Here is a 17354-nt window from a genome sequence, read left to right on the forward strand (position 1 = left end):
CGTAGTGAGACGGCCAGCCCTGGTGGGGGTGCGCCACGGGTGATCAGGCGAGTCGCCTGCCGAGCTCGGCGAGGGCTGCGGCGGTGGCGCTCAGGGGGAAGCGGGCCGCGTTGGTGGCGCCAGCCGCGCGGAGCGCCGAGAGGAGGCCGGGGCTGGTACGGAGGCGGTCGAGTTCACGGGCGACGGCGTGCGGGTCGGCGAAGTCGGTGGCGAGACCGGTGCCGCCCAGTGCCTCGGTGAGACCGGGAACGGGCTGGTAGAGGACGGGAAGCCCGCATGCCTGGGCCTCGAGCGCCACGAGACCCATGGCCTCCAGCGTCGTGGAGGGCATCACCAGCACGTCGTGGTCGGCGAAGGTCCTCCAGAGCTGTGGCCGGCGTAGCCAGCCGAGGTAGTGGACGTGTACCCCGCGCTCGTGAAGGCGGGGGCGAAGGGCATGGAATTCGGCTCGGGGTGCGGCGATGGACAGCTCGGCGGACTGAGTGAGCGGGAGGGCTGAGAGGAGGGCGTCGAAGCCCTTCTCGGGGGTGAGGCGGCCGGCGTACAGGATCCGCAGGTGGCTGGAGGGCTGGTTCCGGCGCCGTGGGGGAGGGGTGGCGATGAGGTGGTCGGGGATGCCCCAGGGGATCTTCTCGATCTTGCGGCGTCGGGTGTCGGGGGCGAGGAGGAGCAGGCGGTCCGCCATCGCGCCGGTCGGCACCACGATCGCGTCGGCGGCCCAGGCTGCCTCGCGCAGGGTGGCCAACTGTTCGGGGTGCGTTTCCGCGAAGAGGAGGTCGGTCCCGTGGACCAGGGCGATCCGAGGGAGCTTCGGGAAGGCTCTGAGCAGAGCCGGCGTGGCGCCGAAGGCCAGGTGCTGCAGATGCAGGACTCCGGCGTCGCCCCCACCCACCGCCTCGACCAGGGCCCGCTGGAGGGCGGCGACATAGCGGCGGAAGGCGTACCCCGTCAGGCACTTTCCCGGCGCCTGCACCAGCTCCAGCCCCGCCGGCACGGGCGACCGCAGGCTCTTGCGCTCGGGCGCGAGCATGAAGGCGCGGGCGGCCAGGAGGGGAACACGGCCGGTGTACAGGCCCAGGAAGAGCTCGACGCTTCCGCCTGGGCTCGGGAACGGCAGGTCGAGGGCCGTGACGACGGTGGGGTTCACGCGGCGCCTCCCGGGTTCTCCTCGTAGAGGCGGGACGTTTCGATGCCCTGGCTGGCCCGGTACTTGAGGCCGTGGTTCTGGTAGCTGGCCGTGGCGCCGAGGGCCTGGAGGAAGACCAGCTTGCCGAACGTCATGCGCGGGTAGACCCGGACCGGTCGGCTCGCCCGGATCTCCAGCGTCCATCGGATGGCGTGGCCCTGATGCCCGAGGGGAGCGGAGACGTGGACCCAGATGCCGAGCGCGCCGGTCGTCCGGTCGCCGTTGAGGAACTGCGCGTACGCCTCCGAGCCGGTCCGCTCGTACGTCGTCCCCAGGTAGAGGACCTCCGGCCGGAGTAGGTACCCGGACTCGGGGATCGGCACCTCCTGGAAGTCGGTCGGCCTCGCCGCGTCGAGGGAGCCGTCGTGGAAGCGCAGGGTGTCGCCGAGACGCCAGTCGTAGGCGTTGGGGGAGATCCTGCGCGGCTCGTACGGTTCGATGGTGATCTCGCCGGCGGCTCTGGCGGCGGCGATGGCGGGGCCGGTGAGGATCACGAGGCCACCGCCCCGAGGGCGGCGAGGTCGTGCCAGTACGCGGAGGGCTGGGGGCCGGCGGACGACTGGTACTTGCCCGCGTAGAGGGCTACCGGGCCGACCGACACGAAGAACATGATCTGGCCGATCCGCATACCCGGGTACACGCGGAGCGGTCGGATCGGGGAGAGCATGAGCGTCCACTGGCCGTGGAAGCCGATGTCCCCGATGGGAGCGGTGATCTCCACGAACAGGCCGAGGCGGCCGATTGAGGAACGTCCGAAGAGCAGGGGTACGAAGGTGTCCGAACCGACCTCCTCGATCGTGTGGCCGAGGTAGAGCTGGCCGGGTTGGAGCTCGAAGCCGTCCGGACCGATCTCGATCGACTCGGTGGCGTTCGGCCGGTGGGCGTCCAGGGTGTGTGCGGTGTACGTGAGCAGGGTCCCGCCGAGACGGACGTTGTAGCTGTTCGGGTTCACCTGCGTCGGCTCGAACGGGGAGATGCGGATGCGGCCGTCGGCCGTGGCCTGGGCGATCTCGGGGCCGGTGAGGATCATCGGGATTCTCCATCGGTGAGCGTGCGCTGCACGGCCTGGCTGAGACGGATGCCGGCCTGCCGGGTACGGCCTCCGAGGTACGCGTCGGCGAGATAGCCGGTGGTCAGCACAGTCGGCAGGCGGTCGGGCAAGGGACGGGGCGCGGACACGACCGGGCCCGTCTGCGCGGTGAGGTGGGCGAGGAGGGCCGCCGGGTCTGTGAGGAAGCGCCCCGGCACGTGGGCGTGTACGAGCTGGTTGTCGAAGGGCTCGATGGCCAGGAGGTCGCCCTGCGTGAGTACGGTCCCCAGCCGGGGAGACCGAAGCGCGGTCTCGTTCAGCAGGACGGCTTCGGCGCCCAGACCGTTGTGGAGGCGGCCGGCGACGTCGGTGAGCAGGGCGCGACGGTCGAGCAGGCCGTTCGCGTACGGGGCCCGGAGCGGACCAAGCGGCGTGCGCAGTTCCTCGTGGACGGCGTCGATGGCCTCCTGTACAGGGGCGAGTTCTCGGGGGAGGACGGCTGTAGGCGGGAAGGAGTCGACTCGGGCTACCCACCCGGCGCCCACGGGCTCGGCCAGCGCATACCCGGCCGCGAGTTCACGCCCCTTGAGGACGAGCGTGTCTCCCACGGGCACCGGCCCCGGCCGCTCGCTGTGGCAGTGCCCGGCGAAGACGACGTCCAGGAACGGGCAGGCAGCGGCCAGCTTGAGGTCTTCGTCGAACCCGGAGTGGCTGAGCACCACCCAGGAGTCGGCCTGGTGGTGATGGGTCAGCATCAGCTCGCGCAGTGCCTGGACCGGTTCGGTGACACGGTGTCCGGCGCGCTGGTCGGCGGGGATGGCGTTGAACGCCTGGGGACCGATGACGCCCGTGACGGCGACGCGGCGGGTGCCGATATTCACGAGGCGGGCCGGACGGAAGAGCGGATTGCCGGTCTCGGCGTCCACGGCGTTCGCGCACACCGTGATGCCATGGAGGTCGGACTCGAAGTGGTGGACCCAGCCGTGGTTGCCAGGGGCGACGGCGTCGTAGAGGCGGACCAGGACGTCCCGTTCGATGCGGCCCTGTCCGAGCCGGTAGTAGCCCGTGCCCTCGAAGAAGTCCCCGCAGTCGACGACGAGGCTGTCGTGCCTTCTGGCGTGCAGGTGCGTGAGCATCGGTACGGCGCCGTCGAAGGCCGAGTGGAAGTCGGTGGTGGCGATGATCCGGCGGAGGTGTCTGGCTGCGGTCATGGGGTGACCTCGCAGATGTCGGCGCCGAGGGCGAGGAGCTTGCCGGGCAGGTCGGCGTGGCCGCGGCGGATCTGGTCGACCCCGCCGAGCGTGGTGACGCCACGGGCAGTGAGGCCGGCGACCATCAGCGCGGAACCCGTGCGAATGTCGGTCGCCTCCACTCCGGCACCCGTCAGCCTCTGGGGGCCGGTGAAGCGGCATTCGGTCGAGGACAGTTCGGTGATCTCCCCGCCCATGCGGGCGAGCTGGGGGATGAGGTTGCTGTGGCGCCCGGGGTTGATCGGGTCCGAGAATAGGTGCGTGCCGGGGAAGCCCAGGGCGAGCCCGAGCAGCGGTGGTTCGAAGTCGGCGTCGAGGCCGTTGGGGGCGAGGGTGGCCATGGCCCGGAGGGGCCGACCGGTCGGTTGAGTGTCCCGACCGTGGACGGCCAGCGCCTCGGTCTCCTCGGCCGTGGGGATGCCCATCCGGTTCAGCGCCGCGATCAGCGGACCGATGTCAGATCCGTGGACGCCCTCGATCCGCGCGGTGCCGCCGGTGGCGGCCACGGCACAGGCCAGGGTTCCGGCCTCGATCTTGTCTCCCGGCACTTTCCAGACGGGCGCGTCCCCTGAGACCGAAGATGGCGGGGCGAGCGTGAGGACGCGCTCGCCTGCACGGTACGCGTACCCCACGGCCGTCAGAGCGTCCAGAACGCAGAGGACCTCCGGGGAGAGGTTCGGCTGCCCGAGCCGCAGTGGCGCACCTGCGACCACGGCGCGCAGCACCGCGGCGATCGTCGCCCCGCGCGAGCGGAACGGCAGGGCCAGCGACACCGGGCCAGGGACCGCCTTGCCGGCTTCGACCGCATACCCGCGATCGTCCACGCGGACGCGGTCGCCGAAGGCTTCGTACACCTTGAAGTGCTGCTCCATCCCGCGGTCGCCGATCCGGCAACCGCCGGGCCAGGGGAGCCCGGCTCGACCGCACAAGGCGATCAGGGCGGGGACGAGGTAGTAGGAGGCGCGGATGCTGGAAGCGTCCTCGTCGAGCCCGTTGGCCTTCGGGGCCGCCTCGCCGGGGAGGACGAGGACGGTGCGGCTGTCACCGACCGGGTGGGCGGTGTTCCATCCCGCCTGCCGCAGCAGGTCGAGCAGCGTCTGGACGTCGGAGCTGGCGGGGACGTTGTCGAGACGTACGGGGCGAAGGAGGGCGGCCGCAGCCGCGATGAGCGGGAGCGCGGCGTTCTTCGAACCGTCGACCGTCACGGCACCAGCGAGGGGCCGGCCGGGCCGGATCGCGATCACCTGGGACGTAACGGCGGGGACGCGGGTACTCACGTACAACTCCTCTGCGTGGGAACGGACAAGGCGGAGGCAGATCTGGTCGGGGGTGCGTCGGCGACGTCGATCTCGGCCCAGCAGCACTTGCCAGAGCCCGTCGGCGCCGTACCGAAGCGGTCCGCGAGCACGCCGACCAGGAAGAGCCCGCGTCCGCCCTCGCTGTCCTCGTCCGGTAGTGCGGCCGTCGGCAGAGTGGGGCTCGCGTCGCTGACCTCCACTCGCAGGACCGCGTCGGAGAGCTGGGCTACGACACTGATCGGCTGATGACCGGCGTAACGGACCGCGTTTGTGACGAGCTCGCTGACGACCAGCTCGGCCGTGTGGACGGCTTCCGACGCCGCGGGCACCGCCGGCCAGGCGGCAATGGCCTCCCGTACCTGGCGTCGTGCCACGGGCACGGCGGCCGGAATCGGCGGGAGGGAGAAGATGAGCTGGTGCGCTTCCACGAGCGGCCTCCAGAAGTCGGATCGACCACCCCAAGAAACAGCGCCGCCAGCGCACTTCGCGACGGCCTGTGCCTGTACTGCATCGTTCATGCAGAAGCTGCATGAAGCCCTCGTACGACTCGCCTACGCTGCGTACGCAGAGGCATGCTCGACGCGGACGGAAGGGCATGGATGGCAGACGTGAAGACCGAAGCCGAGAAGATCGGCGAGACGATCAAACGGGCTCGCCTGCGCACCAGTCGCTCGCAGGCGGATGTTGCCACCGCGCTCGGCTACCACCAGTCGAAGATCAGCCGCCTGGAGAGCGGACGGGGGACGGAGGACACCCGGGTCTTACGCGCCGTCGCTGCCGAACTTGGCATCTCACTCCACCTCCTCGGCCTGAGAGGCCCCGGCCCGTCCGCAGAACCGACAGACGATCCCGAGACAGAAGACATGCGCCGCCGCACCTTCCTCGCCGCGAGCATCGCGTCCCTCGCGGCCCCCACCGCACCTGCCACGGCTGCCCACGACGACCTCGTCCGCGCACTCCTCCCAGGCCCACGCACGGCTTCCGTCCGAGTGGACGGTATGGATAAGGAGTCCCTGGAATCACGGATCGCCGTGGCTCGGCGCCTCTTCTACACCTGCGACTACGCAGCGCTGGAGGCCACTCTTCCCAGCCTCATCGCCGACCTGCGCGAAGCTGCGGGCGGCGATCACCACGGCGACGCGGCGATGGCCGGGCTCCTCGCCACCGCCTACCAGACCTCCACAAGCCTGCTGCTCAAGCAAGGAGACCACGGCAACGCCTGGCTCGCCGTGGGTCGTGCCATGGCCGAAGCAGAACGCTGCGGCGACCCCGTTGTTCTCGCCTCCAGCGTTCGCGTCCACGCCCACGTCCTGACCCGCGAGAAGCACACCGCCCCGGCCGTCACCCTGGTCCGGCACACCGCGGGCCAGCTTGCAGGCTCATACGACCAGCGATCCCCGCGCTACCTCGCGGCAGTAGGACTTCTTCTCCTGCGAGGCGTGACTGCCGCCAGCACGGTTGGCGACCGCGCCGCCACCCGCGAATTCCTCGACGAGGCACGGGACATCGCCCGCTACGTCGCACTCGATCGCCCCGATGCCTGGGCCAACTTCAGCCCCACGAACGTCGCCCTCCACGCGGTGAGTGCCTCCGTGGCCTTCGGCGACGCCGGCATCGCCCTGAACACCGCCGCGCCCCTCATGCGCCGCCACATCCCCGTCCCCGAACGCCGGGCGGCGCTGTGGGTCGAGGCCGCCCGCGCCTACAACCAGCAGGGCCGCCTCGCCGAGGGATACCAGGCCCTCCGCATCGCCGAGACCTGTGCCGCCCAGGACGTCCGCCGCCCCGCCGTCCGCGGCTTGGTCGCCGACATGGCCGCCCGCGATCGGCGACGTACGCTGCCCGAACTCCACCACTTCAGCCGCCGACTGGGAGTCCCCGCGTGACCGCACAGCCGTTCCTGTACGTCGTCGTCTGTGCCGCCGGCATCGCGGGCGACGCCCACAAGCTGATCACCGCCGCGCAGGAGCAGGGCTGGGGCGTCGGCGTCGTAGCCACACCACAGGGCCTCGGCTTCCTCGACACCGAGGCGGTCGAGGCCCAGACGGGCTACCCGATCCGCTCGGCCTGGCGCAGGCCGGGCGACGCGCGTCCGCTTCCGTCCGCCGACGCCATCGCCGTCGCGCCGGCCACGTTCAACACGATCAACAAGTGGGCGGCCGGCATCGCAGACACCCTCGCGCTGGGCATCCTGTGCGAGGCGTACGGCATGGACATCCCGACGGTCGTCCTGCCGTACGTGAACGCGGCCATGGCCGCGCACCCGGCCTACGGCCGGAGCCTTGAGCAACTGCGGGGGATGGGCGTGATGATCGGGTCGTACGAGCCGCACCGGCCGAAGGCGGGCGGGGGAGCGGATCGTTTCCGATGGGAGGAGGCGTTGGAACTGCTGGAGGGCAAGTTCGACTGAACGCGACCCCGCCCCCTTCTCACCCTCGTGGTGCGTGTGTTCCGAATCGGAACAGCACGGGTGCTCCGGATCGGAACGCGAGCGCCGTTCCCTCGGGAACACGATGGCCGCGCGCCTCGGGCAGGATCCGTGTTAACGGCTCCTTGGAAGGGAGTCTGACCGCGTCGCCCTTGGCGTGGGTGTGGCAGGACCAGGCTGAACTCTGCTCGCCGTCCTGTCGTGCGAACGTTCCCCGACTGCCAGATCCGGAAGGCGCCTCAGGCGCCAGGTGAGGACTTCGGCGAGGTTGGTGGCGCTGCCGAGTTCGCGGTGGCGGGCGGCTTGAGCGAGCAGCGCGGCGGGGGCGTGGCCGGCTGCGGTGGCGTCGTTGAGGGTGCTGGCGAGGGCGGGCCAGGCGGGTTGGGCGAGGATCTGCTCGGCCAGATCGGGCAGCGCCTGGCGCACCGCGGCGGCCGGCCGCTCCAAGAGCGGCCGGGCAAGGCGCCGACTCCGGTGGTGGATCACGGCCAGCGGCTAGGCGGCTGCGGCCCGGTAGGCGACACGGAGATACTCGGCCGCTTGTCGGGCGGCCTCGGCCTGCTGTGTGTGGTCGCGGGTGCGGTGCCAGTGCTGGGCGGCGATGACCGCCTGCAGGAGGGCGTTCCACGCGCCGATGCGCACGGCCTTGGCGTGCACCGACGCGGACGCCAGTTGGCCGGCGGATATTGCCGCGTTGGGGAGCAACATCGCGGAGATTCACCGGGCAGACGCCCTGGTCGTTGACCCGGTGAACGTGCGGCCGTGCCCCTCGGAGCAGTGTCCGTTTGAGTGGCTCCTGAGTCGGACCGCGTCACCCCTGGGGTGGGCGTGGTGCGGTCATGACCTGCCGTGGTGGTGTCGTTGAGGATGGCAGCGAGGGCGGACCAGCAGGTTCGACGCGAATCTGCCCGGCCGGGGGCAGCTGTCTGGTTCTCCATGACGGCCGCCCCAGAACCGGCCGGGCGAGGACGGTGAGTGAGGACGGGGGAGAGGCTTCGTCAAAGCGTTGCTCATCGTCGTCGTGGGGACGGACGGTGCGAATGCGAACGCGCTTGTCGGCGGTCTTCGGTGAAAGCTCAAGCGGCGAGGTTCTTTGGAGAATGGCGTCTCTGGCGTTCATTGTGCTCCTCCGGCGCTGCCTCACGGCCCCGCTCCTCCCGGGGCTGGGTCGTCCCCTCTCCCTCCTGGGGCGGGCCAGGCCGGACCAAGACGCGTTTCCTCACCAGGGAAGAGTGTCTTGGCCGATAACTTGCTCCGCCCGGGGCAAGGGCGGTGCCCACCTGCGGCTGGGTGGTGGGAGCTCCGGTGTGACTGTCGTGCGCCAGGGTTTCCGCGGAGTGAGTGCTGGGTGCGGCGTTCTGGCGGGTGCGGAGGGGCGGGTGTGTCAGGCCGTGGATGCCAGGTCCTTGGTGACGGCCGCCTCCTCCAGGACCGCGTCGACGGCGTTCTTGGTCCGGGTCCTGTCAACGGTGCAGCCCTATGGGAGCCCGCGCTCGCGCAGCCGGCGTCATTCCCCTGCGGCAAGAAGGAGGGTCTCTCCCTCGTCATCAACTGCCATCTCGCCGCCAACAAACCGGCGGCCACCGAACCGACCGCAGCACGCGCTGTGCCACCCGTTCTCGTCGGTGAGCACGCTGCGCTTCAGGCTTCTCGACGCCAGGGCAGGCGGGAGCGTCTGGCCGACAGGCCAAGCAGTTCGTGCAGCGTCTTGCCCTCGTGGGCCCAGCGGTGCAGCCGGTCGCGGTCCACCCCTCGCACGCCGTGCCGGTCGCCCCAGGCCATGGCGTCCCGTGTGAACGCGCCGTTGGTGACGACGACCGCGTGGTCCGCCCCGTGGGCAGGACCTGCGGTGCCCTTCACCTGGTACATCACCGATGAGTCGACCTTGCCGCCGACACGGGTGTGCTTCGCCTGCACCACGATCCGCCCGAGCGACGGCCGGACACCGATCACGTCCGCGACCTGGTACCCGCCGCCGCCCACCTTCCTGGCCGTCCACCCATCGCGCACGAGCAGGTCGCGCAGCGCGTACTCGAAGTCCTGGTCGCCCATCGTGTCCAGCTCCGGCAAGGTGATGCGCAGGCGGGCCAGCCTCTCGCCGTCCGCGCGACGCCGGAGACGGTCCCTTACTCGGAGACCGGCCAAGACGGCGGCAACGGCAAGGCCGGCCAGAGCCAGCAGAGGCCAGGATTCAGCGGCCTTGGCCGCGAGGTGTGCCGCGGCTTGCGCCAGTGCGACCATGAGCGCGAGGACGACGGCTGCCGCACCCAGAAGGTCCGTGGTGCCACGCGGCCGCCATCGGGCCCTCCGTCGAAGTCGGGGCCGGGGTGTCACTGCCCGCCCGCCGGCGCGGAGACGGCGGGCTTCGGCGCGGGCTGATGCGCGGTCGGATCGTCACCGAACCCGAAGACCTGGCCCCGGAGCCACACCACCGCGCACAGGCCGGCCACGGCCCACACGCTCAACCCTTTGGCGGACTTGGGTCCGGGCTTGCGCCGGAGGTGGGTCCGTACGCGTACGTACCCGTCCGGAATCTTCGGCATGGTGCATCCCTCCCCATCGGTCCGCTCCGCGCGGACCTCCAGGTCGGTTGTAGCGGTGACCGCCGGCAGAAACTGATGCAACGTCATGCTCTATCGGGCGGCAAGGGGGCGAGTCGGCCACGCCTGCGTGAGTGTCCACCCATCCTTGCGGATCTCTGGCCTGCGTCGAAGTCTCATGGTCGGTGCCATGCCGCGAAATGCAGGACTCGCCGAATGGCCTGTTCGCGCGGAGCGCGGTCAGCGGCGACTGCGCCGGGCGCCGCCCCCGGTCAGGTGCGGATGCCGCGGTCGTCCGACCGCCTCCCGCGCGTTCTCCCCAGATTCTCCCCAGGACGCCTCCGGAGGGCATGATCTAGCGTTTGCGTATGCTAAGTGGATCAAGAGTCTAGGGTAGGCGACTACAGCCAGTCCTTCTTCTTGAAGACCACGTACAGACTCGTGCACACCACCGCCATCAGCAGCACCGCGAACGGATATCCGCCCGCCCAGTGCAGTTCCGGCATGTTGTCGAAGTTCATGCCGTAGATCGTGCCGACCAGGGTGGGGGCGAACAGGATGGCCGCCCAGGAGGAGATCTTCTTGATCTCCTCGTTCTGTTCGAAGCCCGCTTCCGCCAACGCGCGCATTTCCGCGTTCTGTTGCTGGGTGACCAGGGTCGCGTTGACCGTCAGGATGTCCGTGAGGGCCTGGCGGAAGCCGTCCACGCGTTCGCTGGTGTGGGTGACGTGGTCGGCCACGTCGCGGAGGTAGCGCTGGAGTTCCTCGTCCGTGCCGTACTTGGCGAAGCCGGCCATCAGACCGTGGAGCATGCCCACCAGGGGGCGGGTCGCGCGCTGGAACTCGACCATTTCGCGGGAGAGTTCGTAGATGCGGCGGGAGACCGCCGGGTCGCCGCCGAAGACCTCCGTCTCGATCTCGTCGATGTCGTTCTGGACGCCCGCCACCACCGGGGCGTAGCCGTCGACCACCGCGTCCAGGATCGCGTACAGGACCGCCTCCGGGCCCAGGGCGAGGAGTTCCGGGTCCTTCTCCATGCGGCGGCGGACTGTGGAGAGGTCCGGGGCGGCGCCGTGGCGGACCGTGATCAGGAAGTCCGGGCCCACGAAGATGTGGAGTTCGCCGAAGTCGACCTCCTCCTGGGCGTCCAGGTAGCGCGCGGCCCTCAGGACCACGAAGAGGGTGTCGCCGTAGCGCTCAAGTTTCGGGCGCTGATGGGCCTCCATCGCGTCCTCGACGGCCAGCTCGTGCAGGTCGAACTCGGCTGCCAGGGAGTGGAGTTCCTCCGCCGTGGGGCGCTGGAGGCCGATCCACGCCATGCCGTCCGGGTGCTCGCGCAGCTGGCGGAAGGTTTCCGCGAGCGTCGCCGGGGACGAGACCCGGTGGCCGTCCCGGTACAGGCTCGCCTGCACCACGCTCGGCCGCGCCTCCGCCGGCTCGGGGGCGGCCGTCGTCGGCGGCTGCGCCGGGGGGCGGCGCCATCCGGCGCGTGGGCGTCGGTCGGACATCTCGTACACCTCCTTGGTCTCCGCGAAGGATATATGGGGTCGGGCTGGGGTGAATCGCATCCGCGCAGGTCGGGGCGTGCAGGCCCCCGGACGCCCCGGGGAAGCCTTGCGGACCGTATCTGTCCGCAAGCCCGAGTAGCGTGCCGCCATGGCCCCCAAGACGAACCACCCCGTGCTCGGTGCCCGCGCCCTGAACCGCGCCACCCTCGACCGCCAGCTGCTGCTCCGCCCCTCCCCGCGGGGCGTCTTCGAGGCCGTCGAGCACCTCCTCGGCCTCCAGGCACAGAACACCAAGCCGCCGTACTACGCGCTCGCCGCCCGCCTCGAAGGATTCCGGCCCGAGCAGCTGTCCACGCTCATGGAGTCCCGCGCCGTCGCCCGGATCGTCACCATGCGCTCCACAGTGCACACCCACACCGCCGGCGACGCGGTCGCCCTGCGGCGGCTCGTCCAGCCCGGGGCCATCGACCGCGAACTCGCCCTCTTCGTCTCCCGCGGCGGGCTCGACGGCGTCGACCTCGACCGGCTCGCCGCCACCGCCCGCGCCCTCGTCGAGGAGCGGCCCCGCACCCCCAAGCAGCTGCGCGAGGAGCTGCTCCCGCTCTGGCCCGACGCCGATCCGCAGTCCCTCTCCGTCGCCGCCCGCTGTCTGCTTCCCCTCGTCCAGGTCACCCCGCGCGGCCTCTGGGGCCGCGGCGGCCAGGTCGCGCTCACCACGACCGGTCAGTGGTTCGGCGCCCCGGACCCGGACGCCTCCGCGACCGACCAGAGGCCCGACGCGTCCGCGACCGATCAGAGGCCCGCCGCCTCCACGGCCGATCAGACGTCTGAAGACCCCGCCGACCTCGACCGGACCGTGCTCCGCTATCTCGGCGCCTTCGGCCCCGCCTCCGTCAAGGACATGCAGACCTGGTGCGGGCTCACCAAGCTCGGCCCCGCTTTCGAGCGGCTGCGGTCCAGGCTGCTCGTCTTCCAGGACGAGCGCGGCACCGAGCTCTTCGACCTGCCCGACGCGCCCCGCCCCGACGAGGACACCCCGGCCCCGCCGCGCTTCCTCCCCGAGTTCGACAACCTCCTGTTGTCGCACGCCGACCGCACCCGTGTCGTCCCCGCCGACCTCCGGGGCCGCACCTGGACCGGCAATCAGGCCCACCGTGTCTTCCTCCTCGACGGCTTCCTCGGCGGCATCTGGCACCTGGACGAGGCCAAGGACCGCACCACGCTCACCATCGAACCCTTCGTGCCCGTCAGCCGCGCCCAGCGCGCCTCCCTCGCCGCCGAAGCCGAGCGGACGCTCCGGCTCATGACGCCGTCGGACATCCCGTACGAGATCGTCCATGGACAGTGACAGTGACAGCGACAGCGCAGGTGACAGGGGACGTGACAGCGCGGTGACCAGGGACGAAGCCGTCTCCGCCCGGCTCGCCGAGGCGGGCTGGTTCCCCGGGCGGGACGTCGGCGCGCGGCTGCCCGGGCTCCTGGCCTTCGTCATCGACCGATTCGCCGAGGAAGGCCATCCGGTCGAGCCCTTCCCGGCGGCCCGGGACTTCGTCCGCGCGTTCGGGGGGCTGCGCCTGGTGATCCCGGGTTCGCCGCCCGCCGCCGTCGGATTCACCCCGCACTGGATCTACGAGGAGAGCGGTGAGGACGTCGCCGAACTCGCCCGGAACCTGGGCAGGAGGCTGTTTCCCGTCGGATACGAGACGTTCGACGGGGCGATGGTCCTCGTCGACGAGACCGGGCGGTTCTTCCTCCTCCACCACACCGGCCCCTACTTCCTGGGCGTCACCGCGCACGAGGCCGTCGGCTGCCTGCTGTACGGGCCCCAGCGGGAAGCGCGGGAGTTCTTCGTCTGACGCCACGCCTGGCACGCCCTGGGCGGCCTACGGCAGCGCCCCCGCGCGGCGGGCCGCCACCACCGCCTCCAGGCGGGTGTGGGCGCCCAGTTTGCGCATCGCCGAGCGCAGATAGCCCTTGACCGTCTCCGGGCGCAGGCCGAGGCGGGTCGCCGCCGTCGCGTTCGTGGCGCCCGAGGCCACCGCCGTCAGGACGTCCCGCTCCCGTGGGGTCAGCGCCACGCCCGGCAGGTCGCGGGGCGTCCCCGAGGCCGTCTCCAGGCGTCCGCAGACCGCGAGGAGGCGCTCCCGCAGTTCCGGGTCCGGGACCCGCGGGGCCAGTTCGCGCAGCTCCCCGTACGCCTGGCGGACCTCCTCCCACGAGGGCCCCGAGGCCGGCGGCGGCTCGAGGCGGGCGACCTCGTCCCGTACGGCCAGCGCCTGCTCCACGTCCCGGGCCGCCGCGACCGCCGCGTCGAAGACCCGCTCGCCGATCGGCAGCGCGTCGCGCAGTGCCCCGTACAGGACCCCGCGCACCTTGCGGCGTACGACGACGGGCACCGCGATCACCGAGCGCAGCCCCTCCGCCGAGACCGGCCCGTCGTACTCGTGGGTGATGTGCCGGGCCGAGGGGTAGTCCGTGACCGCGCACGGCCGGGACAGTGCCAGACACTTGCCGCCCAGGCCCGAGCCCGTCGAGATGGTGAGGCCGTGCAGCGCGGGCGTCACCGCCCCGCACGTCTCGCCGATCCGCATCGCCCGCCCGTCCTGGAGCAGCCCGCCGAAGACGACGGGCAGTCCGCTGCCCCGGCGCAGCCGCAGCAGCGCCGCGCGCAGTTCGGCCGTTTCCATCTGCTCGGGCACGGAAGCACTCCTTCACCCCCGAACGGGGGTAGTGAGACCTGGGTCACTGATTACACGATGTCCGGGACCGGTCCCGCAACGAGGAGGACGAATGACGGCGAACAGCGCGACCAGTGCGACGGAGAGGTTCCGGGCCGCCCGGGACTTCCTGCTCCGGCACCGCGAGGACTACGAGACGGCCTACGAGGGCTTCGCCTGGCCCCGGTCCGAGCGGTTCAACTGGGCGCTCGAATGGTTCGACGTCATCGCCGAGGGGAACGACCGCACCGCGCTCCACCTCGTCGAGGAGGACGGCGAGGAGACCAGGGTCAGCTTCGCCGACATGTCCGCCCGCTCCAACCGCGTCGCGAACTGGCTGCGCGCCCAGGGCGTCCGCGCCGGTGACCGGATCATCGTCATGCTGGGCAACCAGGTCGAGCTGTGGGAGACCGTCCTCGCCGCGATGAAGCTGCGCGCGGTCGTCATCCCCGCCACCCCGCTGCTCGGCCCCGCCGACCTGCGCGACCGCGTCGACCGGGGCCGCGCCCGCCATGTGATCGTGCGCGCCGAGGACACCGCCAAGTTCGACGACGTCCCGGGCGACTACACCCGGATCGCGGTCGGCGGCGACGGGGTGAGCTGGCTGGGGTACGAGCACGCCGCCGACGCGTCCGAGGTGTTCGAGCCGGAGGGCGTCACCCTCACCGACGACACCCTGATGCTGTACTTCACCTCCGGCACGACCGCCCGTCCGAAGCTCGTCGAGCACACCCACACCTCGTACCCGGTCGGGCACCTGTCGACGATGTACTGGATCGGCCTCAAGCCCGGCGACGTGCACCTCAACATCTCTTCGCCCGGCTGGGCCAAGCACGCCTGGTCCAACCTCTTCGCCCCCTGGAACGCCGAGGCGACCGTCTTCATCCACAACTACACGCGCTTCGACCCGGCCCGTCTCATGGGCGAGATGGAGCGGCACGGCGTCACCAGCTTCTGCGCCCCGCCGACCGTGTGGCGGATGCTGATCCAGGCCGACCTGAGCCAGCTGAAGACCCCGCCGCGCGAGGTCGTCGCCGCAGGCGAACCCCTCAACCCCGAGGTCATCGAGTCGGTACGCCGGGCCTGGGGCGTCACCATCCGGGACGGCTTCGGCCAGACGGAGACCGCCGTCCAGGTCTCCAACAGTCCGGGGCAGCGGCTCAAGGAGGGCTCCATGGGCCGCCCGAGCCCCGGCTTCCAGGTCACCCTCGTCGACCCGGTGACCGGCGAGGCCGACGTGCCGGAGGGCGAGATCTGCCTCGACCTGTCGGCCAACCCGGTGGGCCTGATGACCGGTTACCACGGCGATCCGGAGCGTACGGCGGAGGCCATGGCCGGCGGCTACTACCGCACCGGTGACATCGGTGCGCGAGACCAAGACGGATACATCACGTACATCGGGCGCAGTGACGACGTCTTCAAGGCGTCCGACTACAAGATCAGCCCCTTCGAGCTGGAGAGCGCGCTGCTGGAGCACGAGGCCGTCGCCGAGGCGGCCGTCGTCCCCGCCCCCGACCCGCTGCGGCTCGCCGTCCCCAAGGCGTACGTCGTCCTCGCGGCCGGCTGGGAGCCGGACGCCGAGACGGCGAAGGCCCTCTTCGCCCACTCGCGCGCGGTCCTGGCCCCGTACAAGCGGGTCCGGCGCATCGAGTTCGCCGAGCTGCCGAAGACCGTCTCCGGCAAGATCCGGCGGGTGGAACTGCGCCGGCTCACGGCGGAAGGCGGCGGCAAGGAGTACGTCGAGGGGGACCTGGGATGACCTCCGTGCAGGAACTCTCGTACGCGCACGGGGTGTCGGAGACACCGCTCCTCGGCGACACCATCGGCGACAACCTGGACCGGGCCGTCGCCGCCTGGCCCGACCGGGAGGCGCTCGTCGACCTCGCGACAGGACGCCGCTGGACGTACGCCCAATTCGGCGCGGACGTCGACCGGTTGGCCGGCTCGCTGCTCGGCAGCGGGGTCCGCAAGGGCGACCGGGTCGGCATCTGGGCCGTCAACTGCGCCGAGTGGGTCCTCGTGCAGTACGCGACTGCCCGCATCGGCGCCGTCATGGTGACCATCAACCCCGCCTACCGCGCCCACGAGTTGGCGTACGTGCTCAACCAGGCGGGCATCACCCTGCTCTTCGCCTCCCTCGCCCACAAGACCAGCGACTACCGGGCGATGGTCGAGCAAGTGCGGCCGGAGTGCCCCGAGTTGCGGGAGGCCGTCTACTTCGGCGACCTGGGCTGGGACGTCTTCCTCGACCGTACCCCCGGAGAGCTGCGACCCGAGCCGCTCTCCTGCGACGAGCCCGTCAACATCCAGTACACCTCGGGGACGACGGGGTTCCCGAAGGGCGCCACCCTCTCCCACCACAACATCCTCAACAACGGTTACTTCGTCGGCGAGATGATCGCCTACTCCGAGCAGGACCGCATCTGCATCCCGGTGCCCTTCTACCACTGCTTCGGCATGGTCATGGGGAACCTGGCCGCCACCTCGCACGGCGCCTGCATGGTGATCCCCGCGCCCTCCTTCGACCCGGCGGCCACCCTCCGCGCGGTCCAGGAGGAGCGCTGCACCTCGCTGTACGGGGTGCCCACCATGTTCATCGCCGAACTGAACCTCCCCGACTTCGGCACGTACGACCTCTCCAGCCTCCGCACGGGCATCATGGCGGGCTCGCCCTGCCCGGTCGAGGTGATGAAGCGGGTCGTCGCCGAGATGAACATGGCCGAGGTGTCCATCTGCTACGGCATGACGGAGACCTCACCCGTCTCCACCCAGACCCGCCGCGACGACGACCTGGAGCGCCGCACCGGCACCGTCGGCCGGGTCATGCCGCACGTCGAGGTGAAGGTCGTCGACCCGGCCACCGGACTGACCGTCGCACGCGGCACGGCGGGGGAGCTGTGCACCCGCGGCTACAGCGTGATGCTCGGCTACTGGGACGAGCCGGAGAAGACCGGCGAGGCGATCGACGCCGGCCGCTGGATGCACACCGGCGACCTCGCGACCATGCGGGACGACGGATACGTGCAGATCGTCGGCCGCATCAAGGACATGATCATCCGCGGCGGCGAGAACGTCTACCCGCGCGAGATCGAGGAGTTCCTCCACGGACACCCCGGCATCGCCGACGTCCAGGTCGTGGGGGTCCCCGACGAGCGCTACGGCGAGGAGATCCTGGCCTGCGTCATCCCCCGCGACCCCGCCGCCCCGCCCACCCTGGAGGACGTCACCGCCTTCTGCCGCGACCGCCTCGCCCACTACAAGATCCCGCGCAGGCTGGAGATCCTCACCGAGTTCCCGATGACGGTCAGCGGCAAGGTACGGAAGGTGGAACTGCGGCAGACGTACGGGGAGGGCGGCTAGCGGCCTACCAGGAGGGCGCCGGTGAGGGGACGCCGGC

General features: G+C 71.1%; 17 protein-coding genes. 6 read left to right on the forward strand and 11 right to left on the reverse strand.

All coding sequences use genetic code 11. The annotated features are described in order from the left end of the window. Positions 1 to 43: 43 nt before the first annotated feature. The 6 genes from DEJ43_RS30375 to DEJ43_RS30400 are packed head-to-tail and all read right to left on the reverse strand — an operon-like array spanning position 44 to position 5192. Positions 44 to 1147: a glycosyltransferase family 4 protein gene (locus tag DEJ43_RS30375; RefSeq protein WP_015037242.1), complete on the reverse strand. Its 1104-nt coding sequence runs from the start codon at positions 1145 to 1147 to the stop codon at positions 44 to 46. Further along, entirely contained in the window at positions 1144 to 1680 is a 537-nt protein-coding gene (locus DEJ43_RS30380) for a dCTP deaminase (RefSeq protein ID WP_015037243.1), read from the reverse strand. The genes DEJ43_RS30375 and DEJ43_RS30380 overlap by 4 nt, the downstream gene beginning before the upstream one ends. Beyond that, positions 1677 to 2216, reverse strand: coding sequence for a dCTP deaminase (gene dcd, locus DEJ43_RS30385; protein WP_015037244.1), 540 nt, complete (start codon positions 2214 to 2216; stop codon positions 1677 to 1679). Before dcd ends, DEJ43_RS30380 begins: the two co-directional genes overlap by 4 nt. After that, positions 2213 to 3427, reverse strand: a complete 1215-nt coding sequence (locus tag DEJ43_RS30390) for a bifunctional UDP-sugar hydrolase/5'-nucleotidase (RefSeq protein ID WP_015037245.1) — start codon at positions 3425 to 3427, stop codon at positions 2213 to 2215. Before DEJ43_RS30390 ends, dcd begins: the two co-directional genes overlap by 4 nt. Next, on the reverse strand, positions 3424 to 4743 hold the full coding sequence (locus DEJ43_RS30395) for a UDP-N-acetylglucosamine 1-carboxyvinyltransferase (RefSeq protein ID WP_015037246.1): 1320 nt from the start codon (positions 4741 to 4743) through the stop codon (positions 3424 to 3426). The genes DEJ43_RS30390 and DEJ43_RS30395 overlap by 4 nt, the downstream gene beginning before the upstream one ends. Further along, complete coding sequence (locus DEJ43_RS30400) at positions 4740 to 5192, reverse strand: ATP-binding protein (RefSeq protein ID WP_015037247.1); 453 nt, start codon at positions 5190 to 5192, stop codon at positions 4740 to 4742. Before DEJ43_RS30400 ends, DEJ43_RS30395 begins: the two co-directional genes overlap by 4 nt. A gap of 171 nt (positions 5193 to 5363) precedes the next feature. On the opposite strand from DEJ43_RS30400, the gene DEJ43_RS30405 reads away from it, so the two are divergent. Both DEJ43_RS30405 and DEJ43_RS30410 read left to right on the forward strand, forming a co-directional pair. Next, on the forward strand, positions 5364 to 6650 hold the full coding sequence (locus DEJ43_RS30405; RefSeq protein WP_041663062.1) for a helix-turn-helix domain-containing protein: 1287 nt from the start codon (positions 5364 to 5366) through the stop codon (positions 6648 to 6650). Further along, positions 6647 to 7174: a flavoprotein gene (locus DEJ43_RS30410; RefSeq protein WP_015037249.1), complete on the forward strand. Its 528-nt coding sequence runs from the start codon at positions 6647 to 6649 to the stop codon at positions 7172 to 7174. Before DEJ43_RS30405 ends, DEJ43_RS30410 begins: the two co-directional genes overlap by 4 nt. 513 nt (positions 7175 to 7687) lie before the next feature. Here DEJ43_RS30410 and DEJ43_RS37640 read toward each other — a convergent pair. From DEJ43_RS37640 to DEJ43_RS30425, 4 genes are all read right to left on the reverse strand, one after another. Next, positions 7688 to 7849, reverse strand: coding sequence for a hypothetical protein (locus tag DEJ43_RS37640; RefSeq protein ID WP_167537145.1), 162 nt, complete (start codon positions 7847 to 7849; stop codon positions 7688 to 7690). A gap of 984 nt (positions 7850 to 8833) precedes the next feature. Then, positions 8834 to 9433: a restriction endonuclease gene (locus DEJ43_RS30415; RefSeq protein ID WP_015037252.1), complete on the reverse strand. Its 600-nt coding sequence runs from the start codon at positions 9431 to 9433 to the stop codon at positions 8834 to 8836. An 89-nt stretch (positions 9434 to 9522) separates the two neighbouring features. Beyond that, positions 9523 to 9735 (reverse strand): hypothetical protein, encoded by a 213-nt coding sequence (locus tag DEJ43_RS30420; protein WP_041664375.1) that lies wholly within the window; start codon positions 9733 to 9735, stop codon positions 9523 to 9525. A gap of 398 nt (positions 9736 to 10133) precedes the next feature. Further along, positions 10134 to 11240: a magnesium and cobalt transport protein CorA gene (locus DEJ43_RS30425; protein WP_015037254.1), complete on the reverse strand. Its 1107-nt coding sequence runs from the start codon at positions 11238 to 11240 to the stop codon at positions 10134 to 10136. A 148-nt stretch (positions 11241 to 11388) separates the two neighbouring features. Here DEJ43_RS30425 and DEJ43_RS30430 point away from each other — a divergent pair, with 148 nt between their 5' ends. Further along, complete coding sequence (locus DEJ43_RS30430; protein WP_015037255.1) at positions 11389 to 12588, forward strand: winged helix DNA-binding domain-containing protein; 1200 nt, start codon at positions 11389 to 11391, stop codon at positions 12586 to 12588. A gap of 43 nt (positions 12589 to 12631) precedes the next feature. Further along, entirely contained in the window at positions 12632 to 13096 is a 465-nt protein-coding gene (locus tag DEJ43_RS30435; RefSeq protein ID WP_015037256.1) for an SUKH-3 domain-containing protein, read from the forward strand. A 27-nt stretch (positions 13097 to 13123) separates the two neighbouring features. Here DEJ43_RS30435 and DEJ43_RS30440 read toward each other — a convergent pair whose 3' ends face one another. After that, positions 13124 to 13939, reverse strand: a complete 816-nt coding sequence (locus DEJ43_RS30440; protein ID WP_015037257.1) for a helix-turn-helix transcriptional regulator — start codon at positions 13937 to 13939, stop codon at positions 13124 to 13126. Between the two features lie 91 nt (positions 13940 to 14030). Here DEJ43_RS30440 and DEJ43_RS30445 point away from each other — a divergent pair, with 91 nt between their 5' ends. Continuing rightward, positions 14031 to 15716: an AMP-binding protein gene (locus DEJ43_RS30445; protein ID WP_015037258.1), complete on the forward strand. Its 1686-nt coding sequence runs from the start codon at positions 14031 to 14033 to the stop codon at positions 15714 to 15716. Then, positions 15713 to 17317 (forward strand): AMP-binding protein, encoded by a 1605-nt coding sequence (locus tag DEJ43_RS30450; protein WP_015037259.1) that lies wholly within the window; start codon positions 15713 to 15715, stop codon positions 17315 to 17317. The genes DEJ43_RS30445 and DEJ43_RS30450 overlap by 4 nt, the downstream gene beginning before the upstream one ends. Positions 17318 to 17354 lie beyond the last annotated feature (37 nt).

The organism is Streptomyces venezuelae ATCC 10712, assembly GCF_008639165.1.
Taxonomy (GTDB): Bacteria; Actinomycetota; Actinomycetes; order Streptomycetales; family Streptomycetaceae; genus Streptomyces; species Streptomyces venezuelae.